The following is a 23,695-nucleotide window of genomic DNA, read 5'->3' on the forward strand; positions in this document are numbered from 1 at the left end:
GTCGCCGTGATCGTCACGCTGATCGTCGTCTGCGAGGTCGGGTTCTGGGTCCTGCTGGCCGCCGGACTCGCCGCCCGCTATCTGCTGAGGATGCCGCGCCTCGGCCTGGCGCTGCTGCTGTGCGAGCCGCTGCTGGAGGTGCTGCTGCTCGTCGTCACCGCGATCGACCTCAAGAACGGCGCCGACCCGAGCTGGAAGCACGGGCTGGCCGCCCTCTACATCGGCTACACCGCCGGCCACGGCCACCGCACGGTGACCTGGCTCGACGGGCACGCCGCCCACCGCTTCGGCGGCGCCCCGGCGCCGGTGGTCCCGCCGCGCTACGGGATGGCGCGGGCCCGCCACGAGGGCCGGGTCTGGCTCGGCAGCGTGACGGGCGCGGCCGTCGCGAGCGGGCTGCTGCTCCTGGCCGTCTGGTACGTGGGCGACTCGGGGGACACCGCCTCGCTCCAGGGCTGGATCATGACCGCCTGGCGGGCGGCCGGCATCCACGGCCTGATCGCCCTGTCGTACGCGGTCTTCCCGAAGAAGGCGCCGAAGGAGGCGCCGGAGGGGGCCCCGGGGAAGGCCCCCGAGCGCGCCCCCGAGCGGGCCGCGAGGGAGCCGGAGCCGTCAGCGTTCGCCGCCCGGCACCCAGAGCACGTCCCCGACCTCCTTGTTCGCCGTCCTGGCAAGGATGAAGAGCAGGTCTGAGAGGCGGTTGAGGTACGTGGCGGTCAGCGGGTTCATGGTCTCGCCGTGTGCCTCGATCGCGGCCCACGTGGAGCGCTCGGCCCGCCGGACCACCGTGCACGCCTGGTGCAGCAGCGCCGCGCCGGCGGTGCCGCCGGGCAGGATGAAGGAGCGCAGCTTGTCGAGCGGCTCCAGGAAGCGGTCGCAGTCCGCCTCCAGCTTGTCGACGTACGTCTGTTCGACGCGCAGCGGGGGGTACTTCGGGTCCGGGACGACCGGGGTGGCGAGGTCGGCGCCCACGTCGAACAGGTCGTTCTGGACGCGGACCAGGACCTTCGCGACCTCCTCGTCGAGTCCGCCGAGCGCGAGGGCGGTGCCGATGACGGCGTTGGCCTCGTTGGCGTCGGCGTAGGCGGAGATCCGCAGATCGGTCTTGGCGGTCCGGCTCATGTCGCCGAGGGCGGTGGTGCCCTGGTCGCCGGTGCGGGTGTAGATGCGCGTCAGATTGACCATGGGCCCAGCCTAGTTAGGCCTGGGCCCGGCGGAAGGTGCGTGTGCCCACCGTCACGGCCAGGACGGTGAAGCCGACGGCGACCAGCACCCCGTAGAGCATGGTGGCGCTCGCGTACCGGCCGACGTAGGCGTCCCGGACCGCGTCCACCAGGTAGCGGAACGGCATCAGGTGCGAGAGCGCGTCGAGCCAGCCGGGGGCGAGGGTCATCGGCAGCATCAGCCCGGAGAGCAGCATCGACGGGACGGCGAGCGTGTTGATCGCGGGGCCGAACTCCTGCGGGCTGCGCAGCTTCAGCGCCAGCGCGTACGAGAGGGACGCCAGCGCGAAGGTCAGCAGCGCCACGAAGGCGAAGCCGATCAGGATGCCGGCGAGCGGCGCCCGCAGGCCCATCAGCAGGGCGGCGAGGACCAGCAGCACGGCCTGGAAGACGAAGAGCGCGGCGTCCCGCAGGACCCGGCCGAGCAGCAGCGCGAGCCGGCTCACGGGGGTGACGCGGAGCCGTTCGAGGACGCCCCAGTTCTTCTCCATGATGACCGCGAAGCCCGCGAAGGAGGCCCCGAAGAGGCCGAGCTGGAGCAGCAGCCCGGGGACCAGGACCTGCCAGGAGTCGCCGGTGCGGCCGAGCGGCAGCCCGGTGAGCAGGGGGCCGAAGAGGAGCAGGTAGAGCAGCGGCATGAGCACGCCGAAGAAGATCTGGAAGGGCGAACGCAGGGTCTGCCGGGCGTAGCGGGCGAAGAGGACGGCGGTCTCGTGGACGACGGGCATCTGGGGGCTCCTAGACGGCGACGGGCGTGGTGTCGGCGGGGGCGGGGGCGCGCCCGGTGAGGGCGAGGAAGGCGTCCTGGAGGGTGGCGGCGCCGTGCGCGGCCTTGAGCGCGGCGGGGGTGCCCTCGGCGGCGACGGCGCCGCCGTCGACGACCACGAGCCGGTCGGCGAGGGCGTCGGCCTCGTCGAGGTAGTGGGTGGTGAGGACGACGGTGGTGCCGTGCTCGTCGCGCAGCCGCCGCACCAGCGCCCACAGGTCGGCGCGGCTGCCGGGGTCGAGGCCGGTGGTCGGCTCGTCCAGGAAGAGCAGCCGGGGGCGGTGGACGAGGCCGAGCGCGAGGTCCAGGCGGCGGCGCTGGCCGCCGGAGAGCGCGGCGGTGGAGCGGTCGAGGAGGGCGGTGAGGCCGAGCTCCTCGGCCAGCTCGGCGGCGCGGGCCGAGGCGGCGGCGCGGGGGAGTCCGTACAGGCGTCCCTGGAGGACCAGCTCGGAGCCCACGGTCTCCTGCGGGTCGACGCCGCCGGACTGGGCGACGTAGCCGATCGCGCGCCGGACGGCGACGGGGTCGCGGAGCAGGTCGTGGCCGGCGACGGTGGCGGCGCCGCCGGTGGGCGGGAGCAGCGTGGTGAGCATCCGCAGGGTGGTGGTCTTGCCCGCCCCGTTGGGGCCGAGGAAGCCGAGGATCTCGCCCGTCCGGACGGTGAGGTCGATGCCTCGGACGGCGTGGACCTCGCCCTTGGGCGTGCGGAAGGTCCGGGACAGCCCGGTGGTGCTGATGATTGGCATAGCGACCACAAAAACAGAGTCTCTTAAATTTTGCAATGCCTCCAAAATTTCAGAGCCCCTGGCGAAGCCCTAGGGTGGGGGCATGGCTGAGGGGCTCAGGGAGCGCAAGAAGCGCCAGACGAAACAGCGGATCTCGGACATCGCGACCGGGCTCTTCGTGGCGCGCGGCTTCGCGGCCGTCACGGTCGCGGAGATCGCGGAGGCGGCGGACGTCTCCGTCAACACCGTCTACAACTACTTCCCGGCCAAGGAGGACCTCTTCCTCGACCGGATGGAGGGCGTCACCCACCGGCTGGCCCGGATGATCCGTGGCCGGGACCGGGGCGAGTCGGCGGCCCGCGCCGTGCTGCGCGAGATCCGGGGCCACGTCACCGCCGTCTCGCCCGCGTACGGACTCATGGACGGCTACGCCGACTTCATGCGGGTGATCGACGAGGCCCCCACCCTCAAGGCCCGGCTCTTCTACCTCCAGCAGCAGGTCGTCGAGACCACCGTCGCCGCCCTCCGTGAGGAGACCGGCGCCCCGGCGGACGATCCCGTCCCGCTGCTGGTCGGCAGCCAGATCGCCTGGATCCAGGGCACCGTCGTGACCTTCATCAGCGCCGGGATGACCGCCGGCCGCAAGGCGGCCGAGGTCTCCCGCGAGGCCCTCGACCTGCTCGACGAGATCGAGGACCTGCTGAGCGAGCGCGTGCTCGACTACGCGGTGCGGACCGGCTGAGCGGCCCGTACCCCCGCCGCCAGGGCGTGCGCCGCCCGGACCGCCTGCTCCTCGGTGGTGAAGCGGCCGAAGCCCACCCGGATGCTGCCCCGGATCCGCTCCGGCGGCAGCCCGATCGCGGTCAGCACGTGGGACGGCTCCTGCGCCGAGCTGTTGCACGCCGAGCCCGAGGAGACGGCGACCGCCGTCACCTCCAGGAGCAGCTGCTGCGCGTCCGCCCCCTCGAAGGACAGGTTCACCGCCTGCGGCAGGAAGCCCGTCCCCGTACCGCTGTTCAGCGTGTACGGCACGAGCCCGGCCAGCTCCGCGAGGAACCGCCCGCGCAGCCCCGCGAGCCGCGCCGCCTCCCGCTCCCGGCCGCCCGCCAGCAGCTCGACCGCCGTGCCGAGACCGATCACGGCGGCCGTGTTCAGGGTGCCCGCGCGCAGCCCGCGCTCCTGCCCGCCGCCGTGCAGCAGCGGCACCAGCGGCGCCCGGTCCGACAGGTCGTTGGACACGTACAGGACGCCGACGCCCTTCGGCCCGTAGATCTTGTGCCCGGAGAAGGTCAGCAGGTCCACGCCCAGCTCCCGTACGTCCACCGGGAGGGTGCCCACGCCCTGCGTGGCGTCGCAGTGCAGCGGCACCCCCGCCGCCCGGGTCAGCTCGGCGATCCTGGCCACCGGCTGGATCGTGGACACCTCGTTGTTGGCCAGCATCACCGACACCAGCGCCGTCTCCGGGCGCAGCGCCGCCGCCACCCGGGCCGGATCGACCCGGCCCTCGGCGTCCACCGGCAGCACGGTCACCTCGTGGCCCGCCGCGCCCAGCGAACGGCAGGTGTCCAGCACCGACTTGTGCTCCACCGCCGTCGTCACCACATGGCGGGGCCGGCCGTCGGCGGCGCCCGCCACGACGCCCTTGACCGCGAGGTTGTTGCCCTCGGTGGCGCCCGAGGTGAAGTAGATCTCGCTGCGGCCCGCCCCGAGGAACCGGGCGACCGTGCCGCGCGCCCGCTCGACCTCGCGGAAGGCGCGGATGCCGGCCGCGTGCGGGCTCGACGGGTTGGCGAAGCACTCGGTGGCGGCCCGGTGCATCGCGTCGGCGACCGCCGGGTCCATCGGGGTGGTCGCCTGGTGGTCGAGATAGATCGTCGCCATGTCGCGCTCCCCTCAGAAGTCGTACGCGGTGTAGGTCAGGGCGATCGGCTCGGCGCACTCGGCGTCGGCGAAGACCAGGGTGATCTCCTCCTCGGAGGTGCCCCGGGTGCGCAGGTAGATCTCGGCGCCCTTGGTCACCTTGTCGCGGTCGGCCAGTGAGTTGATGTCGACGACGTGCCGGCGCGGGCAGTCGGGGAAGGCCCGCAGCCGGGCGAAGTAGCGCGCGAAGTACTCGGCGACGATCAGCGGGCAGCGCGGCACGACGTGGTCGCCCTTGACCACGCCGGCGAGCACCTTCGCGTAGCTCCGGGAACGGAAGAGGATCTCGTCGCCCTCGCGCGAGAAGGGCGGTTCGAGCGCGGTGCCGCGCACGGCGTGCTTCATCGCGCGGGCGGCGCGGTTGCGCAGGGTCCGCTCGCGGGTCACCGAGTACGTGATCCCGGCCGCGCCGGCCGCCGCGTCGAGCGGGGCGAGGTCGAGCGCCTCGGGGGCGGGCTCGCCGGCGGCCGGGACCGTACAGGCGTCGGCGGAACAGGACATGCCGAGGTCGTTGACGATGACGTCGTAGAGGACCTTGTTGCCTCGGTGCAGCCGGCGGGCCACGGCGCCGGTCTCCAGGCCCAGGGCGAAGGAGTTCAGCGAGAAGGCGCCGATCCCGGCGGCGGTCTCGAAGTAGCCGCCTGCGACGAGCACGGCGGTGCGGCCGGTGCGGGAGACGGTCTCGAGGAGCGGAGCGACGCGTGCGGCGCGCTCGGTGCTCAGGGTGGGGCTCATGTCTGGTGCACTCCGTTCTGCTTCGGTGAGGGGTGAAGTCCGATCGGACGGTGCTGAGGACGTGGGACTCGGATACGGATACGGGGCCGGGGTCCCCGCCCGGGGTGCGGGTCCGGGGACGGGGGGCGGGGCCGGGGCTCGCGGCCGGGGCCCGGGGGAACCGGGACCGGGGGCTCGGGCCCGGGAGGTGTCAGGTCCGGGGGCGCGGGGCGCCGTCGGCGCCGGGGACGGGTCTGGGGTCCGCCACGGTGGTCGCCGGGACGGATCCGGCCGGGGAGACGGCTTCGGCCGAGGAGACGGATCCGGCCGAGGAGACGGCTTCGGTCGTGTGGACGGCTTCGGCCGCCGGGGCGGGGCCGGCCGGGGCGGGCCCGTCGGGTGCGGGGCCCGCCGCCGCGCCCGCCGCCCCCACGCCCGTGCCGATCGCCGCGCCCACCACGCACAGCACGGCGCCCCACTGGAGCGGCGAGAGGTGCTCGCCCAGCAGGCTCAGGCCCACCAGCGAGGCGATGACCGGCTCGACGGTGGAGAGCACCGCGAAGACCCGGGGCGGCAGCCGGCGCAGCGCGGCGAACTCCAGCGAGAACGGGATGACCGTGGTGAGCACGGCCACGGCGAGCGCCGCGCCCAGGACGGCCGGTTCCAGCAGCACGCCGAGCGGCGGCAGGCCGAGCGCCGGGGCGGTCGGCAGGGCGAGCACGGCGGCCACGCTCAGGCCGAGCGCGAGCCCGGCGCCGCCCGGGACGGCCCGCCCGACCCGGGCGCCGAGCAGGATGTAGCCGGTCAGGGCCGCGCCGGTGAGCAGGGCCGCGGCGAGCCCGACCGGGTCGTCCAGGCCCCGGGTCCCGCCGAGGACCAGCAGCCCGGCCGCCGCGAGCAGCACCCAGAGGCGGTCCAGCGCCCGCCGCGAGGTCAGCGCGGCGAGCAGCAGCGGCCCGCTGAACTCCAGGGTGACGACCACGCCCAGGGGGAGGCGGGAGGTGGCCTCGTAGAAGGCGAACTGCATGACGGTGAAGACGGCCCCGTACGGCAGCAGCAGCCGCCAGTGGGTGCGCAGCAGCCGCAGCGCGGGCCGGGAGAACAGGCAGAGCAGCGCGGCGGAGAACAGCAGCCGCAGCAGGGTGGCACCGGCCGGGCCGGTCCGCTCGAAAAGCGTCTTGGCGAAGGCGGAGCCGAACTGCAGGCTGACCATGCCGGCCAGCAGCAGAAGCGGCGCGGGGGCGGCTCTCGGGTCGAAGCGACGCATGACAGACGACTATATACCCCCCAGGGGTATGAGGCGACGCGATCCGGCCCATGGCCGGGGTGTCGCGAGTGTGACGTCCGTCAAACCGGGCGTGACGCGCGTTACTTCGCGGTCACTTGGCGCCCCGGGCCCGCTAATCTCCGCCGGAGAGCCAGAAGTGAACAGTCGTTATGGGCAATGAGGGGTGGAAGACGTGGCAGGGAAGCTCGCCGTCATCGGGGCCGGACTCATGGGGTCCGGGATCGCGCAGGTCTCGGCCCAGGCAGGCTGGGACGTCGTCCTGCGCGACGTCACCGACGCCGCGCTGACCCGGGGCACCGAGGCGATCGCGGCCTCGTACGACCGCTTCGTCGCCAAGGGCAAGCTGGCCGCCGCCGACGCCGAGGCCGCCCTCGGCCGCATCACCGCCACCACCGACCTGGACGCCGTCGCCGACGCCGACATCGTCGTCGAGGCCGTCTTCGAGAAGCTGGAGGTCAAGCACGAGATCTTCCGCGCCCTCGACAAGGTCGCCAAGGACGGCGCCGTGCTCGCCTCCAACACCTCCGCCATCCCGATCACCAAGATCGCCGCGGTGACGGAGCGCCCGGAGTCCGTGGTCGGCACCCACTTCTTCTCGCCGGTCCCGATGATGCGGCTGTGCGAGCTGGTCCGAGGCCACAAGACGAGCGACGCCACCCTCGCCACCGCGCGGGAGTACGCCGAGTCCGTCGGCAAGACCTGCATCGTCGTCAACCGCGACGTCGCCGGCTTCGTCACCACCCGCCTGATCTCGGCCCTCGTCGTCGAGGCCGCCAAGCTCTACGAGTCGGGCGTGGCCACCGCCGAGGACATCGACATCGCCTGCCGGCTGGGCTTCGGGCACGCCATGGGCCCGCTCGCCACCACCGACCTCACCGGCGTCGACATCCTCGTCAACGCCACCGGCAACATCTACACCGAGACCCAGGACGAGAAGTTCGCCCCGCCGGAGCTGATGCGCCGGATGGTGGACGCGGGTGACATCGGGCGCAAGAGCGGGCAGGGCTTCTACACGTACTGATTCCGCAGGGGGGTCGGCGCGGAGTCCGCACAGGGGTCCGACCGTCCCCCACGCCATCGCCCCTCGGGGTGAATTTCGATATCGGTTCGCTTACAAGGCGCAACGCTTCCGCCGACCCGGCAGTCAGTCGTTGCGAAGACGGGCACACGACGGAGCACTCTCGGGGAGCGCATATGCACATCAGGGGCGACCACGTCGAGCTGGTCGTCGGGGGCCGCCTCGACGTCCGCAGCGCGGCGGACGCCCGTACGGTCCTGCACTCGGCCGTCGACGACGGAATCGGCGACCTCGTGCTCGACCTGACCGGCCTCGACTCCTGGGACGCCACCGGGCTCGGGGTCATCATGGGCGCCCACCGCCGGGCCGGCCGCTGCGGCCGCCGCCTGGTGCTGCGCGGGGTCCCGCCCCAGATGCAGCGCCTCCTCGTGGCCACCCGGCTGCACCGCATCCTCGCCATCGAGGGCGGCCTCGCCGCGGAATCCCTGCCCCGCGTCTGACCGCACACGGGCCCGCACGGCCACCCTTCGGCGGCCCGCCGGGGGAGTGCCGGGGGAGCGGCCCGGCCGCGCGGCCGTGAAGCCCGCGTGGAGCGGCTGTGGAGAACAGGCGTCCGGCCCAATCCTCACAAGACCGTGACGTCTTGGTCTCCACGGCACCCCGCCTGTTCCCGGAGCCACGGCGACCGTCTAGGGTCGGCTCTCGCCTGCACATCGCCCGTCGCTTGGGAGCTAGCACCATGGACCCGACCCACCGGGGACCCGAGGAGTACGGTCACGACACCGAGGGCGAGGAGGCCCGCCCCGGTCCCTCCGCCGCGCTCGTGCCCGCGTCCACCGCCCCCGCCCGGGTCCGCACGGCCCGCGTCGTCGCCGGCGGCCTGCTCCTCACCGTCAACCCGGTCGACGGCAGCGAGATCGAGGTCTGCCCGCCCGGCGAGCAGCCCCCGGCCCCCCGCCGCCGCACCCCCGAGGAGCGCGCCGAGGCCGCCCGCGCCGCCGCGCCCCCCGTACCGCCCGGCCCCGCCGCCCCCGCCCTGCCCCTGCTCGAACGGCAGGAGCAGCGCGAACTCCTGGCCCGGCACCTCACCCGGGGCCGCTCCGCGCGCCTCACCGGCCCCGCGGGCTCCGGCCGCAGCAGCCTCATCGCCGCCGTCGCCGCCGACTGCGCCGACATCGCGCCCGACGGCGTCGTGCGCCTCTCCGGCCACCACCGCACCGCCACCGAGCTGCTGTACGAGCTGTTCCACACCGTCCAGTACGCGCCCGGCTTCCGGCCCGACCGGGAGGAACTCCTCATCGAGGTGCGGCGGATCGGCGCCATCGTCCTCGTCGACGACCTGGAGTTCGGCGGCACCGCCCTCGACGACCTGCTGGCCGCCACCCCCGACTGCGCCTTCCTCTTCGGCGCCACCCCCGACGTCCCCGCGCCCTCGCCCGAGGCCGCCCTGGAGGAGATCGCCCTCAGCGGACTCGGCCGCCCCGCCGCCGTCGAGCTCCTGGAGAGCGCCGTCGGCCGCACCCTCACCGAGGAGGAGGCCAACTGGGCCGGCGACCTCTGGTTCGAGTCCGAGGGCCTGCCGCTGCGCTTCGTCCAGGCCGCGGCCCTGCTCCGGCAGCGCGACCGACTCCGGGTCGGCCCGGCCGAGTTCGACGCCTTCGGCGCCCTGGAGGAGGCCTTCGGGCCCACCGGCGCCGCCCCCGCCGTCCCCCCGGCCCCGGCACCCGGCTCCGCCGGGGCCGTCGACGACGACCCCGACGTCGAAGTGCGCGACGTACCGCTGCCCAGCCTCGGCGAGGGCGCCGCCCCGGCCTCCCTGCTCGCCTCCCGGCTCAGCCGCGCCGCCCAGGACACCCTGCGCTTCGCCGTCGCCCTCGGCGGCGAGGTGCCGCACCAGGCACACCTGCCCGCCCTCGTCGGCGACACCCACGCGGACGCCGCCCTCGGCGAACTCATGGGCTGCGGGCTGCTCTCCCCGGTCGGCTCCCGCTACCGCCTCGCCGCCGGAGCGCTCACCCAGCTCCTCGCCCAGGGGTACGAGGAGGACGCCACCGGGCGCGCCCACACCGTCGCCCAGCACTACGCCTGGTGGGCCTCGCACCCCTCGGTCACCCCCGAGCGGGCCACCGCCGAGGCCGACGCGCTGCTCGCCGCGCTCGCCGCGCTCGTCCCCGGCAGCGGCGCCGAGCACTCCGCGACCGGCGTCCTGCTGGCCCGCGCCGCCGCGCCCGCCTTCGCCGCCGGACTCCACTGGGGCGCCTGGGAGCGGGCCCTGCGCGGCGGCCAGGAGGCCGCCCGGCGCTCCGGCGACGTCGCCGAAGAGGCCTATTTCCACCACGAGTTGGGCATCCTCGCGCTCTGCGCGGGCAGCCTCCAGCGGGCCCGCGCCGAACTGGAGGCCTCCATCGGGCTGCGCGGCGCCCTCGCCGACAAGCGGGGCACCGTCGCCGGCCGCCGCGCCCTCGCCCTCGTCGCCGACCTCACCGGCGAGGCCCTCCCGGCCGAGCCCGCCCCCGGCGACCCGCACGCTCCGGCCGAGCACGACGAGGGCCCCCACTCGCCGCCCCGGGGCCTCCCGGTGGCCGCCCCGCCGCCGGCCAGGTCCGCCTTCCCCACGCTGGCCGCGCCCAGCGACTTCACGGGCTTCACCGGCTTCGGCGGCCCGCCCGCCCCCGCCGGGCACGCGCCGACCGTCCCGACGCCCTTCCCGCCGGTGGCCCCCGGTGCGGGCGCCGCGCCCGCCTCCCTCGCCGCCTTCTCCGACGACGCCCCGACCGTCGTGACCGCCCCGGCCGGACCCGGGCACGTGGCCGGGGCCGGGGCCGGGGACGAGGACGAGGACCGGGACCGCCGCGGGCGCGCCAAGGGCCTCCTCGCGGGCGCCCGCCGCAACCTGGCCGCCGTCGGCGCGGGCGCCCTGCTCGTCGCCGTGCTCGGCACCGTGGTCGCGATCGGTGCCACCTCCGGCGGGGACGAGCACCCCTCCAACGACAAGGTCACCTCCGACAGCAGCGCCGACCCGGGCGACGGCACGGACGACGGCACCCCCGGCGACGGCGAGTCCACCGAGGACGCCACCGGCGGGCCCTCGGACCCGGCCCAGCCGGGCCCCACCGGCACCGCCTCCCCGGGCGCGACGGCCTCCTCGGGCACCCCGTCCGCGAGCGGCTCGCCGTCCGCGACGGGCAGCCCCACCCCGACCGGCCCGGGGGCGACCACGACGCCGCCGGAGCCCACCCTGTCCCCGACGCGGACCCCGACGCCCACCAGGACGCCGACGACGCCGCCGACCACCCCGCCCACGACGCCGCCGACGACGCCGCCGACCGACGACCCGACGACGACGCCGCCCACCGACAACCCCACCGGCTCCGCCTCCGCCTCCCGCTCCGAGTCCGCCCCGGCGGACCCGGCCTGACCGGAGCCCCCGGCGTATCCCGCGTACGCGAAAGGCCCGGGTGCCGTCCGGCTCCCGGGCCTTCTCCGTACGCGTGTCCGTGCGGGTGCCCCCGCTACGGTCAGAACAGGCGCAGCTTGTCGTCCTCGATGCCGCGCAGCGCGTCGTAGTCGAGCACCACGCAGTCGATCCCCCGGTCGTTGGCGAGCACCCGCGCCTGCGGCTTGATCTCCTGCGCCGCGAAGACGCCCTTCACCGGCGCCAGGTGCGGATCGCGGTTGAGCAGCTCCAGGTAGCGGGTCAGCTGCTCGACGCCGTCGATCTCGCCGCGCCGCTTGATCTCGACCGCGACCGTCGCCCCGTCGGAGTCGCGGCACAGGATGTCCACCGGGCCGATGGCCGTCGGGTACTCGCGGCGGATCAGCGTCCAGCCCTCGCCCAGCGTCTCGATCCGGTCGGCGAGCAGCTCCTGGAGGTGGGCCTCCACGCCGTCCTTGATGAGACCGGGGTCCACCCCGAGCTCGTGCGAGGAGTCGTGGAGGATCTCCTCCATCGTGATGATCAGTTTCTCGCCCGCTTTGTTGATCACGGTCCAGACGCCGGCCTCGCCGTCGGCCCCCTCCTTGAGGGTGCACGGCGGGGACATCCAGTTGAGCGGTTTGTACGCGCGGTCGTCCGCGTGGATGGAGACGCTGCCGTCTGCCTTGACCAGGATCAGACGGGGCGCGGAGGGCAGGTGGGCGGTGAGCCGGCCCGCGTAGTCCACGGAACAGCGGGCAATGACGAGACGCATGGTCCGCAACGCTACAAGACGGACGCCTTCCGGCGCGATTCGGGCCGTACCGCCCGCCCGGCACTCGCCCAACGGGCGTCACTTATTGGCCGGTTGTGCGCCCAATCTCCTGGTGCGGGCAGACCGGCGCGCTTACCGTGGAACGCGGGAGGTCGTCGCCCGTGCACGCTGCGTGCGCGTCGCCGTCCCCTGTCCCTGCCCGCAAGGCCCCGCCCGTCGGGGTCGCGAGAGGAGAACCCATGTCGCTCGACGTCTCACCGGCGCTGTTGGAACAGGCCGAGCGAGGCGAGGTCGACGAAGCCGACTTCGTCGACTGCGTCCGGACCTCCCTGCCCTACGCATGGGAGATGATCAGCTCGCTGGTGGCACAGCTGAAGGTCGACGGCGGAGAGTTCGCCGACAACCAGACGCCGCCGCCGGACGAGCAGGCACGTGGTCAGCTGTTGCGCGCCCTGGCGAGCGATGCCATCCGCGGTGCGCTCCAGCGGCACTTCGGAGTGCGTCTCGCCTTCCAGAACTGCCACCGCGTGGCGGTCTTCCCGCTGGACCCCTCGGTGGACGAGCGGCTCGCCCGCTTCACCTCCATACGGGGCCAGCTGCTCAACCAGTCGCCCGAACTGCGCGACTGCTGACAAGGCCTGGTGCTGCCGCTCCGCGTCGCGGGAGAACGAGGAGACGCCGGAGCGGCAGCACGGTCCTGCCCGCGCCCCGCCCGGGCCGGGGCGGCCCTGGTCAGACCAGCAGCGGCAGCACCTCGGTGCCCAGCCGGCGCACGTTCTCCTCGGTGGCGGCGAGCTCGCCCGAGCCCTCGGCGAGCAGCGCGAAGCGGGTGATGCCGGTCCGCTCGGCGGTCGCCGCCAGCCGGTCGGCCGCGAGTCTCGGGGTGCCCACCGGATGGAGGCCGCAGAGCAGCTCCGTGTAGGCCACCGGGTCGCGCATCGCGCGGTGCCGGCCGTCCACCGTCACATGGGCGTCGAGCCCCTGTCTCAGCCAGCCCGGCATCGCCTTCACCAGCGCCTCCGCCGCGTGCGCTCCCCGGTCCGCGAGCTGCACCACCCCGGCCGAGACATGGCCCGAGCCGATCCGCGCGAGCTCGTCCGGGTCCCGCCCCGCCTCCCGCGCGGCCCGCTCCCAGCAGGCCACCATCTCGGCCTTCTCCTCGTCGCCGCAGTGCATCCCGAGCAGCATCGGCAGCCCGCGCGCGGCGGCCAGCCGGACACTCGACGGGGAGGTGCAGGCGACCACCACCTCGGGCGCCGCCGGCCCGCCGATCAGCTCCCCGGGCCCCGGCACCACCGCCACCTCGCGGAAGGCGTAGCGCTCGCCCTCGGCGCCGACCCGGGGCTCGCGCAGCCAGCGCAGCAGCAGGTCGAGCGATTCCGGGAAGCCCTCCTCGTACGCCGGCAGGCCCGCGCCGAACACCTCCAGGTCCACCCACGGCCCGCCCCGCCCGACCCCGAGGGTGAACCTGCCCCCGGAGGCCACGTGCAGTAGGGCCGCCTGCTCGCCCAGGGCGACCGGGTGCGCGCTCGGCAGCACGCTGACCGCCGTGCCGACCCGCAGCCGGCGGGTGCGCCCGAGGAGCAGCGCGGCCAGCGTGACGGCCGACGGGCAGACCCCGTACGGCACGAAGTGGTGCTCGGCGAGCCAGACGGAGTCGAGCCCCGCCTCCTCGGCCGTCTCCGCGGTCCGCACCGCCCGGTGCAGTGCCTCCTGCTGGCCCTGCCCCGGGAACTGTGCGGCCAGCACGAACGTACCCACGCGCATCGCTTCTGCCTCCTCGCGGCCGGCGCGTCTCCCCCTCGCGAACTTCCCCTCGTACCGGCAACAACGTCTGACACGTGCCAAAGGCAACGGGCGTTCATGAAGTTCTTGCGATTTTCGGCTGATCCGCCACGGGCGGGTGCGGGGACGCCCCGTCGCGGCCCGTAGGCTGGACGGAACCGTCAGTGTCCAGACCTCCGTGAGGTGTCGAAGTGTCCCCGCGCCACAACCGCGCCCGAGGCGGCGCGCAGCCCGATCCGCAGGGCGATTCCGGCGACCGCTACGGCGGCGCGCAGCGCAGCGAGACCTGGCAGGGCGAGGAGTGGTACGTCCGCCATGTCGCCGGCGCGAGCGCCCCCGGCAAGCGCTACCGCTGCCCCGGCTGCGACCAGGAGATCCCCGGCGGCGCCCCGCACGTGGTGGCCTGGCCCGAGTACGGGGGAGTGGACGACCGCAGGCACTGGCACAAGGCCTGCTGGAGCGCGAAGGACCGCCGCACCAGCAGGGTGCAGCGGTCCCGTAACGCGCCGAAGTACTGAGCCGGAGCCCCGGGGCCCGGCCCGGACGTCGCGGCTCAGACGTCCCGGCTGTTGAGCAGCGCGAAGGCGCCGCCGAAGACGACGGCCGTGAGGCCCACCATGATCAGCAGCGGCTCCCAGCCCGCCGGGCCGTTCTCGCCGAACGGCGCGACGTCGCTGTACAGCGCGATCATCTGCGAGGGGATCGCGTAGGTGAACAGGAACTCCTGCACCGACTTCAGCGCCGCGGAGAACATGAACATGGCCGCCACCAGCGGGAGCAGCAGCAGACCGATCATCACCGTGATCGCGCCCGCCGAGTGCCGGATGAGCGTGCCCACCCCCAGCGACAGCAGCCCCAGCGTCGCGAGGTAGGCGCCCGCCCCGACCGTCGCCCGCAGCCACTCGCCCGCCGACGGCGTCGCCGCCGTGTCCACGATGGCGACCTGGGCCGCCGCGACCAGCGCCGCGATCACCGTGGTGACCGTGAAGACGAGCAGGAAGAAGACGATCGCCTTCGCCGCGAGCACCCGGCTGCGGCTCGGGCAGGCCGTCAGGGTCGTGCGGATCATGCCGGTGCCGTACTCGGAGGCGATGGTCAGCACGCCGAGCGTGATCACGCAGATCGAGGCCGGCAGCATCCCGAAGAAGCCGAAGCCGAGCGCCGACTCCTCGCCCATCGGAGCCTTGGACGCGGACGCGATGGCCGCGACGCCCAGGCCGATGGAGAGCATCAGCAGCACCATGACGCCCAGCGTCCACATCGTGGAGCGCACCGAGCGGATCTTGGTCCACTCCGAGGCGAGCGCGTCGCCCAGGTGCGCCTTGCGGACCGGGATCGGGGAGACGTAGGCGTACGGGGTCGTCATCGGGCTTCCTCGGTGTTCGGGCCCTGCTGCGGGTTCTGCGGGGTGGCGTACGGGTTCTGTCCGGGCGGCGGCGGGGCGTACCAGCCCTGCTGCGGCACCTCGGGGACCGCGTAACCCTCCGGCTGCGCCTGCCCGTACGCCGCCTGCCCGTGCGGCTGCGGCTGCGGCGCCTGGAGGTGCGCCAGCCGGTCGTCGGTCGACCGGTAGTCGACGGCGCCCTGCGTCATGCGCATGTACGCCTCCTCCAGCGAGGCCTGGTGCGGGGAGAGCTCCCACAGGCGCACGTCCGCGCCGTGCGCCAGGTCGCTGATCCGAGGCAGCGCCAGCCCGGTCACCCGCAGCGCCCCGTCCGGCTCCGGCATCACCTGGCCGCCGGCCTCGGTCAGCGCCGCGGTCAGCTTCTCCCGCTGCTGCGGCTCGGTCCCGGGGGTGCGGACCCGGGCGAAGTCGGCCGAGTTCGCCGAGATGAAGTCGGTGACGCTCATGTCGGCGAGCAGCTGTCCTCGGCCGATCACGATCAGGTGGTCGGCGGTCAGCGCCATCTCGCTCATCAGGTGGCTGGAGACGAAGACCGTCCGCCCCTCGGCGGCCAGCTTCTTCATCAGGTTGCGCACCCAGAGGATGCCCTCGGGATCCAGACCGTTGACCGGCTCGTCGAAGAGCAGCACCTGCGGGTCGCCGAGGAGCGCCGCCGCGATGCCGAGCCGCTGCCCCATGCCCAGCGAGAAGCCCTTGGAGCGCCGCCTGGCGACGTCCTGGAGTCCGACGACCCCGAGCACCTCGTCCACCCGGCGGGCCGGGATGCCGGCGAGCTGGGCGAGCGACAGCAGGTGGCTGCGGGCGCTGCGCCCGCCGTGCACCGCCTTGGCGTCGAGCAGCGCGCCCACCTGACGGGGGGCGTTCGGGAGCTGCCGGAAGGGGTGGCCGCCGATCGTCACATGGCCGGAAGTCGGTGTGTCCAGGCCGAGGATCATGCGCATGGTCGTGGACTTGCCCGAGCCGTTCGGGCCCAGGAAGCCGGTGACATGGCCGGGCCTCACCTGGAAGGAAAGGTTGTACACGGCCGTCTTGGCGCCATAGCGCTTGGTCAGGCCGACTGCCTCGATCATTCTGCAGCCCCATCGACAGGTCAGGTTGTCGTCGGGGCGTGGTGGCCGGCGGCCGGAGCCCCCCGTATGAGTGAGGAGCTTATCCAGCCGTTGACGGTTCCGCCGAAACGGAACCGTTGTGCCTTGATCCCCCGCTCGCGCCCGGAACCCGGGTGGCGCGGCTCAGGCGTCGCGGTGCTTCAGCACCAGATAGCCGCCGAGCAGCGCGGCCACCACCCAGATCAGCATGATGCCGAGCCCGCCCCAGGGCCCGTACGGCGCCTTGTCCGAGCCCATCGCGTCCGGCACCACCTGCATGATCTTGGAGCCGGCCTGGTCCGGGAAGTAGCGGGCGACCTCCTTCGCCTTCGGCACCGCCGACAGGATCTGGGAGATCAGGAAGAAGAAGGGCACCAGGATGCCCAGCGACAGCATCGAGGAGCGCAGCATCGACGCCACGCCCATCGAGAAGATCGCGATCAGCCCCATGTAGAGCCCGCCGCCCACCACCGCCCGCAGCACGTTGTCCGCGCCCAGGGTGGTGCGGTGGTCGCCGAGCAGCGCCTGGCCGAGGAAGAAGGACAGGAAACTGGTGGCGAGGCCCACGACCAGCGCCAGCGTCCCCGCCACGGCGATCTTCGAGAAGAGGAACGTGGCCCGCTGCGGCACCGCCGCGAGCGAGGTGCGGATCATGCCCGAGGAGTACTCGGTGCCCACCACCAGCACCCCGAAGACCACCATCGCGAGCTGCCCGAGCACCATCCCGGAGAAGCTGACGAAGGTCGGGTCGAAGGTCGCCCGCTCGGTGTCCGAGAGCTTGTCGAAGGTCGAGCTCATCAGCGCGCACAGCGCCGCGCTCATCGCCACCGTCACGAGCAGGGCGCTCGCCAGTGTCCAGACCGTCGACGAGACCGTCCGGATCTTGGTCCACTCCGACTGGAGGACCGCCGTCACCGCCGCCATCGCTCAGGACCCCTCGTAGCTGTCGCCCCACCGGGGCCCGTCGACCGGAGCCGGCGGCGGGGGCGCGCCCCCGCCGCCGTGCACGTCCGTCCCGTGCGCGTGGTACTCCACCGCGCCCGCCGTCATCTGCATGAACGCCTCCTCCAGCGAGGCGCGCTGGGAGCTCAGCTCGTGGAGCGTGATCTGGTGCGCGGCGGCCAGCTCGCCGAGCCGCTCCGTCGTCGCCCCGTCGACCTCCAGCGTCCCGCCGCCCGCCTCGACGGCGATGAGTCCGTTCGCCTGGAGCAGGTCCCGCAGCCGTTCCCGCTGCGGAGAGCGGAGCCGTACGTAACTCCGGGAATTCTGCTGGATGAAATCCGCCATCGACGTGTCGGCCAGCAGCCTGCCCTGGCCGATCACGATGAGATGATCCGCCGTCAGCGCCATTTCGCTCATCAGATGACTCGAAACGAAGATCGTCCGGCCCTCGGCCGCGAGTGTCTTCATCAGATTGCGGATCCAGTGAATTCCCTCGGGGTCCAGACCATTGACGGGTTCGTCGAACATCAGGATCTCGGGATCCCCGAGCAACGCCGAGGCGATACCGAGCCGTTGCCCCATGCCGAGCGAGAAGCCCTTCGACTTCTTCCGCGCGACCGCCGTCAGACCCACCAGATCCAGCACCTCGTCGACCCGCGCGGCCGGAATGCGGTTCGACTGGGCCAGGCACAGCAGGTTGTTGTACGCCGAGCGCCCGCCGTGCATCGCCTTGGCGTCGAGCAGCGCCCCGATGTACTTCAGCGGCTCCTGGAGCTCCCGGTAGTGCCGCCCGTCGATCCGGACCGTGCCGCTCGTCGGGTTGTCCAGGTCCAGCATCATCCGCATGGTGGTCGACTTGCCCGCCCCGTTCGGCCCCAGGAAGCCCGTGACCACCCCGGGCCGCACCCGGAAGCTGAGCCGGTCGACCGCGAGCTTCGACCCGTACCGCTTGGTGAGACCCTCCAGCTCGATCATGCGTACCAAGCTACGGGCACGCGAAACCCCCCGCCACCGGAATGACAGGGGGTTTTCGTGAACTCCGCGCGGCCCCTCGGGGGCGCCGGCGACTAGCGGGACTGCTGGGCGGGGACGCCCGCGGTGCGCTCGTCGTCGATCGGGGAACCGGCCGCGGCCACCGCGGCGCCGGTCAGCGTGGCCAGCATCTCGCGGACGTTGGTCAGCTGCGCGTTGATGGAGTCGCGGCGGTTCGTCAGCGCCGCCAGCTCGCGCTCCGATTCGCTGCGGATCCGGTCGGCCTTGGCGTTCGCGTCGGCCACGATGTCCTCGGCCTGGCGCTGCGCGGTCTCCACCGTCTGGCGGGCCCGGCGCTCCGCGTCCGTACGCAGCTTCTCGGCCTCCAGGCGCAGCTGCTCCGCCCGGTGCTCGATCTCCGCGAGGCGCTTCTCGGCCTTGGCCTGGCGGGCGGCCAGGTCGCGCTCCGACTGCTCGCGGCGCTTGGCCAGGTTGGTCTCGAAGTCCGCGGCGGCCTGGGCGGCCTTGGCGCGGGTCTCCTCGAAGAGGGCGTCCGCCTCCTCGCGCTTCGACTGCGCGTCCTTCTGCGCCTCGGAACGCAGCGAGTTGGCCTCGCCCTGCGCCTTCTCGACGATCCGGACGCCCTCGTCCTCGGCCTTGGCCTTGCGCTCGGCCGCGAAGGACTCCGCGTCGTTGCGCACCTGCTGGGCGGCCGACTCGGCGAGCTCGCGGTGCTGCTCGGCGGCGCGACGGGCCTCCTCGCGCAGGTCCTTCGCCTCCTCCTCGGCCAGCCGCAGGATCTTCTCGACCCGGGCACCGAGACCGGCGTACGACGGCTCCGCGTCGCTGACCTGGGCCTGGGCGTTCTGCGTTTCGAGGTGCAGTTCCTCGATGCGCTTTTCCAGAGAGGTGATCCGCGACAAGGCGCTGTCACGGTCGGCGACGAGCTTGGTAATGCGGTCGTCCACCTGACCGCGGTCGTAACCACGCCGCACGAGCTCGAAGCCGAAGGGGGAGGATGTGTCGCTCATGAGGTTCCTGTCGAAAGAGACCGGTGAGGTGTTAGAGGGAATCCTAGGGGCCGAAGCGGCGTGTCATCGAGCGTATGCCCGTTTGATCGGGAGAATGTCCAGCCTTTCGGGTGGCTAGCTATCCGAGGACTTGCCACTCGAACGAGTGGATCCCGCGGACGCGCCCGCCTTGACCGACGGGCCGCCGGCGGACTTCCCCCCTCCGCCCGGCGCCTCGAAAGACTCCAACGCTTCGAGGACGTCCTGGACACGGGAGATCTCGGCATTGATGCTCTCGCGGCGCCGGACCAGCACCTCCAGCTCGCGCTTGCCCTCCTCGACGGTCCGCTCCGCCTCGCGCTCCGCATCCGCCTTGATCTTCTCCGCCTCCGCGACGAGCGAGGCCTTCTTCTGCTCGGCCTCCTTGAGGAGCCCCTCCGCCCGCTTCACCGCGGAGATGCGCACCTTGCTCGCCTCGGAACTCGCCTCGGAGAGCATCTCCTTGGACTTCTCCTCGGCCTCCGCGCGCTGCTCGGTCGCCGCCTTCACCAGCTTGTCGACGCGCTCGCCGGCCGTCTTCATCTGCTCGGCCGTCTCGCGCCGCGCCCGCTCGTGCAGCTCCTCGATCTCGCCCTCGATCCGGGACCGCAGCTCCTCCGCGCGGTCCCTTATGGCCGTGGCGTCGCTCCGGGCCCCGACCAGCAGCTCGTCGGCGTCCGTACGGGCCTTCTCGACCAGCGAGTTGCCCTCGATGGTCGCCTCGGCGACGATCCGCTCGGCCTCCTTGCGGGCCGCGCCGACCATCGTGTCCGCCTGCGTCTCCGCCTCGGTGGTGGCGCGCAGCGCCTCCTCCTGCGCCTTCGTCATCAACTGGTCGGCCTGCTCGGCCGCGTCGGCGCGCTTCTTCGCGCCGGCCTCGCGGGCCTCGTCCAGCGTCCGGTCGGCCTCGGCGCGCGCCTCGGCGCGCATCTCCTCGGCGGCCGCCTCGGCCTCCGCCCTCGCCCGCTCCGACTCGACGCGGATCCGCTCCGCCTCGGCCGTCGCCTCGCCGATGAGGGTGTCGGCCTGCTCGGCGGCGTCCGCCCGTCGCTTGTCGGCGGCCTGCCGGGCCTCGTCCAGCACCCGCTCGCCGTCCGCGCGGGCCGCGGCGCGCAGCGCCTCCGCCTCCGCCTCGCCGTCCGCCTTGACCTGCTCGGCCTCGGCGCGCAGCCGGGCCGCGTCCTGCTCGGTGCTCTCCAGCAGCTCGGCGGCCTCGGTCGTGATCCGCTCGGACTCGGCGCTCGCCTCGGCGACGAGCGCGTCGGCCTGCTCCGCCGCGTCCGAACGCCGCTTGTCGGCCGCCTGCCGGGCCTCGTCGAGGATCCGGTCCGCGTCCTCCAGCGCCGCCGTGCGCAGCGCCTGCGCGTGCGCCTCGCCGTCGACCTTGACCTGCTCGGCCTCGGCGCGCAGCCGGGCCGCGTCCTGCTCGGTGCTCTCCAGCAGCTCGGCGGCCTCGGTGGTGATCCGCTCGGCCTCCGCCGTCGCCTCGCCGACGAGCGCGTCGGCCTGCTCCGCCGCGTCCGAACGCCGCTTGTCCGCGGTCTCCCGGGCCTCGTCCAGGACGAGCCGCGCCTCGGTGGTGATCCGCTCCGCCTCGGCGGTCGCCTCGCCGACCAGGGTGTCGGCCTGCTCCGCCGCGTCCGAACGCCGCTTGTCGGCCGCCTGCCGGGCCTCGTCCAGGACCTGCTCCGCCTCGGCGCCGATCCGCTCGGCCTCCGCGCGGGCCTCGCCGACCACCGTCTCCGACTGGCCGGCCGCCTCCGAACGGATCCGGTTCGCGTCCTCGCGGGCGTCCGCGCGGGTGCGGGCCGCGTCCTGCTCGGCCGACGCCAGCGCGTCCGTCGCCTCGGTCCGTACCCGCTGCGCGTACTCCGCGGTGTCCGACCGCAGCTTCTCGGCCTCCGCGAGCGCGTCCGTGACGGTCCGCTCGGCCAGCGCCTTCGCCGCCTCGGACTCCTCCCGCGCCCGCTCCCGGGTGCGGTTCGCGTCCTCGGTGGCCCGCTCCCGCTCCTCGTACGCGTCGGCGCGGACCCGGTCCGCCTCCTCCTGCGCCTCGGTCCGGGTGCGCTCCGCCACGTGCTCGGCGGTGCTGCGCAGCCCCGCGATCTCCTCCTCGGCGGCCTCCCGCAGCCCCGCGACCGAGTCCCGCACCTCCTGGGCGGTCTGCTTGGCGCCGGACACCAGCTCCGTGGCGCGGGCGTCGGCCTCCTCGACCAGCCGGTGCGCCTCGGTCTGCGCCTCCTCCACCCGCTTGCGGGCGGAGGCCAGCAGGTCCTCGCCGCGCTCCCGGGCCACCTGGCGCTCGCGGTCCGCCTCGGCGCGCGCCGAGTCCAGGGTCTCCTCGGCCTCCCGGCGGCGCCGGTTGGCCTCCTCCCGCGCGGCCGACAGCGCCTCCGCGGCCTCCGCGGCGACCCGCTCGGCGGCGGACGCGGCCTCGGACCGCACCCGGTCGGCGGTCTCCTGCGCCTCGGACCGCAGCCGCTCGGCCTCGGCCCCGGCCTCCTCGCGCAGCGTCGTCGCGGCGGACTCCGCCTCGGTACGCGCGGCCGTCGCGTCCTGCGAGGCCTCCGCGCGCAGCCGCTCGGCCTCCTGCTCCGCCTGCGCCCGCAGCGTGCGGACCCGCTCGGCGGACTCGCTCCGCTGCCGCTCGGCCTCCTCCGCCGCCTCGCGCCGGATCCGCTCGCCCTCGGCCCGCGCGTCGGTGAGCTCCTCGGCGGCGGCCGACAGCCTGCCCTCCGCCTCGGAGTGCAGCCGGGCCAGCTCGGCTGCGGCGTCGGTCTGGCGCGCCGTGGCGGCCCGCTCGGCCTCCTCGCGCACGGCGACGGCGATCTCCTCCGCCGCCTCCTTGACCGACTCGGCCTGCTCCTCGGCCTCGGCGCGCATCCGCTCGGCCTCGGCGCGGGTGCGCTCCAGCGTCTCCTCGGCCTGGGTGCGCAGGGTCTGCGCCCGCTCCATGGCCTCGGAGCGGACCCGCTCGCTCTCCGCGCCGGCACTGGTGCGCTGCTCCTCGGCGTCCGTGCGCGCCTTGGTCAGCAGCTCCTCGGCGGTCCTGGCCGCCTCCTCGATCTGGCCGACGGCCTCGCGCCGGGCCTCGCCGCGGATCCGCTCGCCCTCGGCGATCGCCTCGGCCCGCAGCCCCTCGGCCTCGCCGCGCAGCCGGCGGGCCTCCTCCTGGAGCTCGACCGTCTTGGCGCGGTACTCCTGCGTGTCGTCCTTCGCCGAGCCCAGCAGCTCGTCGGCCTGCTCCTCGGCGGTGGAGCGCAGCCGGTCCGCCTCGGTCTCGGCCTCGCGCCGGATCCGCTCGGCCTCCTCGGTCGCCTTGCGGGTGGTCTCCTGGGCGTCGGCGGACGCCTTGGTCAGGACCTCCTCGGCGGTCCGCGCGGCCTTGGCGAGCGCGGCGGCGGAGTCCTCGGCGGCGACCGTACGGGCCTTCTCGGCGGCCTCCGAGACCAGCTTCTCGGCCTCGGCGGTGGCCTCCCGCAGCTTCTCCCCGGCCTGCTCCTTGAGGGCCTCGGCCTCCTTGGTGGCCTCGCCGACCAGGCGCGCGATCTCCGCCTTCGCGGTGCGGGTGCGCTGCTCGTTGACCGACTCGGCGCCGGCGAGCTGCTTGGCGGCGGAGTCCTTGGCCTCGGACAGCGTCCGCTCGGCCTCCGTACGGGCCTCGCGCAGCCGCTCCTCGGCCTCCTGGACGCGCTGCTCGGCGGCCCGGGACAGCTCGGCGGCCTCGCGGCGGGCCTGGTCCGTCTCGGCGGCGGTGGCGGAGCGCAGCTGCTCGGAGTGGCCGGCGGCCTCCTGGGCCTGGCTGGACGCGGCGCCCAGCATCCGCTCGGCGTCCTTGCGGGCGCGCAGCAGAATCGCTTCCGCCTCGGCACGGGCCGCCTCGGCCTCGGAACCGATCCGGCGCCGGGTCTCCTCGGCCACCCGGACCGCCTCCGCGCGCGCGGCGGCCAGCGACTGCTCGGCCTCGGCGCGGGACTCCTCCATCAGGCGCCGGGCCTGCGACTCCGTGCGGGCGCGCAGCTGCTCGGCCCAGGCCACGTTCTCGTTGACGTGCGACTCGACGGTCTGGCGGCGCTCGTTGAGCTCCTGGTCGAGCTGCTGGCGGCGGGTGACGGCCTCGGTGTGCAGCTCCGACTGGAGCCGGGCCTGCTGCTCCGCGTGCTCCTGGAGGATGCGCTGGGTCTGGGCGCGCGCCTCGCGCAGCTCGCGCTCGGCGTCCTGGCGGAGCTGCTCGGCCTGCGCCTGCGCGTTGCGCAGCATCTGCTCGGCCTGGTAGCCGATGTCCGCGCTGTCGTACGCGGGCCGGGACGCGATGGTGCGGCGCGCCTCGTGGAGCTTGGCGCGCAACACCTCGACCTGGTAGCCGAGGTCCTCGGCGTGCTGGACGGCCTTCTCCCGCTCGGTCTTCAGCCGGTCCATCTCGGCCTCGAACCGCGAGAGATGGTCCTCTTCAGCTCGCTGGCTCTCCTGGCGTTCGTAGCCCCGCACTGCGCGGTCCCATCCTTCCCCGAGCTCTTCGAGCAGGGGAGACCCCAACCCTGGTCGCAACTCCAGCGGTCTCGCCCTCACGGCCGAGGACGGACCCCCGGGGAATCGTGGCAGATCGGACG

At 74.1% G+C, this 23,695-nt stretch carries 21 protein-coding genes; 7 read left to right on the plus strand and 14 right to left on the minus strand.

The annotated features are described in order from the left end of the window. Positions 1 to 6 precede the first annotated feature (6 nt). Positions 7 to 693 carry a hypothetical protein gene (locus ACZ6J5_RS25955; RefSeq protein ID WP_469395354.1) on the plus strand — a complete coding sequence of 229 codons (687 nt, stop codon included), beginning with the start codon at positions 7 to 9 and terminating at the stop codon, positions 691 to 693. Here ACZ6J5_RS25955 and ACZ6J5_RS25960 read toward each other — a convergent pair. From ACZ6J5_RS25960 to ACZ6J5_RS25970, 3 genes are read right to left on the minus strand one after another with little or no spacing between them, the layout of a single operon-like run. Next, positions 613 to 1,185 carry a cob(I)yrinic acid a,c-diamide adenosyltransferase gene (locus ACZ6J5_RS25960; protein ID WP_469395355.1) on the minus strand — a complete coding sequence of 191 codons (573 nt, stop codon included), beginning with the start codon at positions 1,183 to 1,185 and terminating at the stop codon, positions 613 to 615. The two genes, ACZ6J5_RS25955 and ACZ6J5_RS25960, sit on opposite strands and share 81 nt — an antisense overlap. A gap of 13 nt (positions 1,186 to 1,198) precedes the next feature. After that, entirely contained in the window at positions 1,199 to 1,951 is a 753-nt protein-coding gene (locus ACZ6J5_RS25965; protein ID WP_469395357.1) for an ABC transporter permease, read from the minus strand. A gap of 10 nt (positions 1,952 to 1,961) precedes the next feature. Further along, positions 1,962 to 2,735: an ABC transporter ATP-binding protein gene (locus tag ACZ6J5_RS25970; RefSeq protein WP_469395360.1), complete on the minus strand. Its 774-nt coding sequence runs from the start codon at positions 2,733 to 2,735 to the stop codon at positions 1,962 to 1,964. Positions 2,736 to 2,817: 82 nt separating this feature from the next. Here ACZ6J5_RS25970 and ACZ6J5_RS25975 point away from each other — a divergent pair, with 82 nt between their 5' ends. Beyond that, complete coding sequence (locus tag ACZ6J5_RS25975; RefSeq protein WP_469395362.1) at positions 2,818 to 3,456, plus strand: TetR/AcrR family transcriptional regulator; 639 nt, start codon at positions 2,818 to 2,820, stop codon at positions 3,454 to 3,456. On the opposite strand, the gene ACZ6J5_RS25980 is transcribed toward ACZ6J5_RS25975, so the two are convergent. The 3 genes from ACZ6J5_RS25980 to ACZ6J5_RS25990 form a co-directional block, all read right to left on the minus strand. Beyond that, positions 3,435 to 4,595, minus strand: a complete 1,161-nt coding sequence (locus tag ACZ6J5_RS25980) for a cysteine desulfurase family protein (RefSeq protein ID WP_469395364.1) — start codon at positions 4,593 to 4,595, stop codon at positions 3,435 to 3,437. The two genes, ACZ6J5_RS25975 and ACZ6J5_RS25980, sit on opposite strands and share 22 nt — an antisense overlap. A 12-nt stretch (positions 4,596 to 4,607) precedes the next feature. Further along, positions 4,608 to 5,369, minus strand: a complete 762-nt coding sequence (locus ACZ6J5_RS25985) for a hypothetical protein (protein ID WP_469395366.1) — start codon at positions 5,367 to 5,369, stop codon at positions 4,608 to 4,610. A gap of 190 nt (positions 5,370 to 5,559) precedes the next feature. Further along, a complete protein-coding gene (locus ACZ6J5_RS25990) occupies positions 5,560 to 6,615 on the minus strand; it encodes an EamA family transporter (protein ID WP_469395368.1) in 1,056 nt (351 codons plus the stop codon). A 193-nt stretch (positions 6,616 to 6,808) separates the two neighbouring features. Here ACZ6J5_RS25990 and ACZ6J5_RS25995 point away from each other — a divergent pair, with 193 nt between their 5' ends. The 3 genes from ACZ6J5_RS25995 (at position 6,809) to ACZ6J5_RS26005 (ending at position 11,072) form a co-directional block, all read left to right on the plus strand. After that, a complete protein-coding gene (locus ACZ6J5_RS25995; protein WP_469395370.1) occupies positions 6,809 to 7,657 on the plus strand; it encodes a 3-hydroxyacyl-CoA dehydrogenase family protein in 849 nt (282 codons plus the stop codon). A 173-nt stretch (positions 7,658 to 7,830) separates the two neighbouring features. Continuing rightward, positions 7,831 to 8,154, plus strand: a complete 324-nt coding sequence (locus ACZ6J5_RS26000; RefSeq protein ID WP_469395372.1) for an STAS domain-containing protein — start codon at positions 7,831 to 7,833, stop codon at positions 8,152 to 8,154. A gap of 239 nt (positions 8,155 to 8,393) precedes the next feature. Further along, entirely contained in the window at positions 8,394 to 11,072 is a 2,679-nt protein-coding gene (locus ACZ6J5_RS26005) for an ATP-binding protein (protein ID WP_469395374.1), read from the plus strand. 100 nt (positions 11,073 to 11,172) lie between these two features. Here the strand turns inward: ACZ6J5_RS26005 and nucS are convergent, their stop codons facing one another. Further along, positions 11,173 to 11,844 carry an endonuclease NucS gene (nucS, locus tag ACZ6J5_RS26010; RefSeq protein ID WP_469395376.1) on the minus strand — a complete coding sequence of 224 codons (672 nt, stop codon included), beginning with the start codon at positions 11,842 to 11,844 and terminating at the stop codon, positions 11,173 to 11,175. Between the two features lie 239 nt (positions 11,845 to 12,083). On the opposite strand from nucS, the gene ACZ6J5_RS26015 reads away from it, so the two are divergent. Continuing rightward, on the plus strand, positions 12,084 to 12,476 hold the full coding sequence (locus tag ACZ6J5_RS26015; protein ID WP_351666312.1) for an SCO5389 family protein: 393 nt from the start codon (positions 12,084 to 12,086) through the stop codon (positions 12,474 to 12,476). A 100-nt stretch (positions 12,477 to 12,576) separates the two neighbouring features. On the opposite strand, the gene ACZ6J5_RS26020 is transcribed toward ACZ6J5_RS26015, so the two are convergent. After that, positions 12,577 to 13,611: an LLM class flavin-dependent oxidoreductase gene (locus ACZ6J5_RS26020; RefSeq protein WP_469395378.1), complete on the minus strand. Its 1,035-nt coding sequence runs from the start codon at positions 13,609 to 13,611 to the stop codon at positions 12,577 to 12,579. 209 nt (positions 13,612 to 13,820) lie between these two features. Between ACZ6J5_RS26020 and ACZ6J5_RS26025 the strand changes: the two genes are divergently transcribed. Further along, a complete protein-coding gene (locus ACZ6J5_RS26025; RefSeq protein WP_469395380.1) occupies positions 13,821 to 14,147 on the plus strand; it encodes an ATP/GTP-binding protein in 327 nt (108 codons plus the stop codon). Between the two features lie 35 nt (positions 14,148 to 14,182). Here the strand turns inward: ACZ6J5_RS26025 and ACZ6J5_RS26030 are convergent, their stop codons facing one another. The 6 genes from ACZ6J5_RS26030 to scy all read right to left on the minus strand — a co-directional run bounded on the left by ACZ6J5_RS26030 (position 14,183) and on the right by scy (position 23,573). Further along, on the minus strand, positions 14,183 to 14,995 hold the full coding sequence (locus ACZ6J5_RS26030) for an ABC transporter permease (protein ID WP_469395382.1): 813 nt from the start codon (positions 14,993 to 14,995) through the stop codon (positions 14,183 to 14,185). Beyond that, positions 14,992 to 16,104, minus strand: a complete 1,113-nt coding sequence (locus ACZ6J5_RS26035; protein WP_469395384.1) for an ATP-binding cassette domain-containing protein — start codon at positions 16,102 to 16,104, stop codon at positions 14,992 to 14,994. Before ACZ6J5_RS26035 ends, ACZ6J5_RS26030 begins: the two co-directional genes overlap by 4 nt. Before the next feature lie 162 nt (positions 16,105 to 16,266). Next, on the minus strand, positions 16,267 to 17,046 hold the full coding sequence (locus ACZ6J5_RS26040) for an ABC transporter permease (protein WP_469395386.1): 780 nt from the start codon (positions 17,044 to 17,046) through the stop codon (positions 16,267 to 16,269). 3 nt (positions 17,047 to 17,049) lie between these two features. Continuing rightward, entirely contained in the window at positions 17,050 to 18,039 is a 990-nt protein-coding gene (locus ACZ6J5_RS26045) for an ABC transporter ATP-binding protein (protein ID WP_469395388.1), read from the minus strand. 92 nt (positions 18,040 to 18,131) lie between these two features. Further along, on the minus strand, positions 18,132 to 19,067 hold the full coding sequence (locus ACZ6J5_RS26050) for a coiled-coil domain-containing protein (RefSeq protein ID WP_046909175.1): 936 nt from the start codon (positions 19,065 to 19,067) through the stop codon (positions 18,132 to 18,134). A 114-nt stretch (positions 19,068 to 19,181) separates the two neighbouring features. Continuing rightward, entirely contained in the window at positions 19,182 to 23,573 is a 4,392-nt protein-coding gene (gene scy, locus ACZ6J5_RS26055) for a polarized growth protein Scy (protein WP_469395390.1), read from the minus strand. Positions 23,574 to 23,695 lie beyond the last annotated feature (122 nt).

The organism is Streptomyces sp. NPDC042100 (assembly GCF_055582325.1).

Bases quoted from the DNA above. Each gene is read 5' to 3' on its own strand.
- ACZ6J5_RS26035 (WP_469395384.1), bottom strand. From the start codon at position 16,104: ATGATCGAGGCAGTCGGCCTGACCAAGCGCTATGGCGCCAAGACGGCC.
- ACZ6J5_RS25980 (WP_469395364.1), bottom strand. From the start codon at position 4,595: ATGGCGACGATCTATCTCGACCACCAGGCGACCACCCCGATGGACCCG.
- ACZ6J5_RS25960 (WP_469395355.1), bottom strand. From the start codon at position 1,185: ATGGTCAATCTGACGCGCATCTACACCCGCACCGGCGACCAGGGCACC.
- ACZ6J5_RS26015 (WP_351666312.1), top strand. From the start codon at position 12,084: ATGTCGCTCGACGTCTCACCGGCGCTGTTGGAACAGGCCGAGCGAGGC.
- ACZ6J5_RS26000 (WP_469395372.1), top strand. From the start codon at position 7,831: ATGCACATCAGGGGCGACCACGTCGAGCTGGTCGTCGGGGGCCGCCTC.
- ACZ6J5_RS25985 (WP_469395366.1), bottom strand. From the start codon at position 5,369: ATGAGCCCCACCCTGAGCACCGAGCGCGCCGCACGCGTCGCTCCGCTC.
- nucS (WP_469395376.1), bottom strand. From the start codon at position 11,844: ATGCGTCTCGTCATTGCCCGCTGTTCCGTGGACTACGCGGGCCGGCTC.
- ACZ6J5_RS26030 (WP_469395382.1), bottom strand. From the start codon at position 14,995: ATGACGACCCCGTACGCCTACGTCTCCCCGATCCCGGTCCGCAAGGCG.
- ACZ6J5_RS26050 (WP_046909175.1), bottom strand. From the start codon at position 19,067: ATGAGCGACACATCCTCCCCCTTCGGCTTCGAGCTCGTGCGGCGTGGT.
- ACZ6J5_RS25970 (WP_469395360.1), bottom strand. From the start codon at position 2,735: ATGCCAATCATCAGCACCACCGGGCTGTCCCGGACCTTCCGCACGCCC.
- ACZ6J5_RS25975 (WP_469395362.1), top strand. From the start codon at position 2,818: ATGGCTGAGGGGCTCAGGGAGCGCAAGAAGCGCCAGACGAAACAGCGG.
- ACZ6J5_RS26040 (WP_469395386.1), bottom strand. From the start codon at position 17,046: ATGGCGGCGGTGACGGCGGTCCTCCAGTCGGAGTGGACCAAGATCCGG.
- ACZ6J5_RS26045 (WP_469395388.1), bottom strand. From the start codon at position 18,039: ATGATCGAGCTGGAGGGTCTCACCAAGCGGTACGGGTCGAAGCTCGCG.
- ACZ6J5_RS25990 (WP_469395368.1), bottom strand. From the start codon at position 6,615: ATGCGTCGCTTCGACCCGAGAGCCGCCCCCGCGCCGCTTCTGCTGCTG.
- ACZ6J5_RS26020 (WP_469395378.1), bottom strand. From the start codon at position 13,611: ATGCGCGTGGGTACGTTCGTGCTGGCCGCACAGTTCCCGGGGCAGGGC.
- ACZ6J5_RS26005 (WP_469395374.1), top strand. From the start codon at position 8,394: ATGGACCCGACCCACCGGGGACCCGAGGAGTACGGTCACGACACCGAG.
- ACZ6J5_RS25965 (WP_469395357.1), bottom strand. From the start codon at position 1,951: ATGCCCGTCGTCCACGAGACCGCCGTCCTCTTCGCCCGCTACGCCCGG.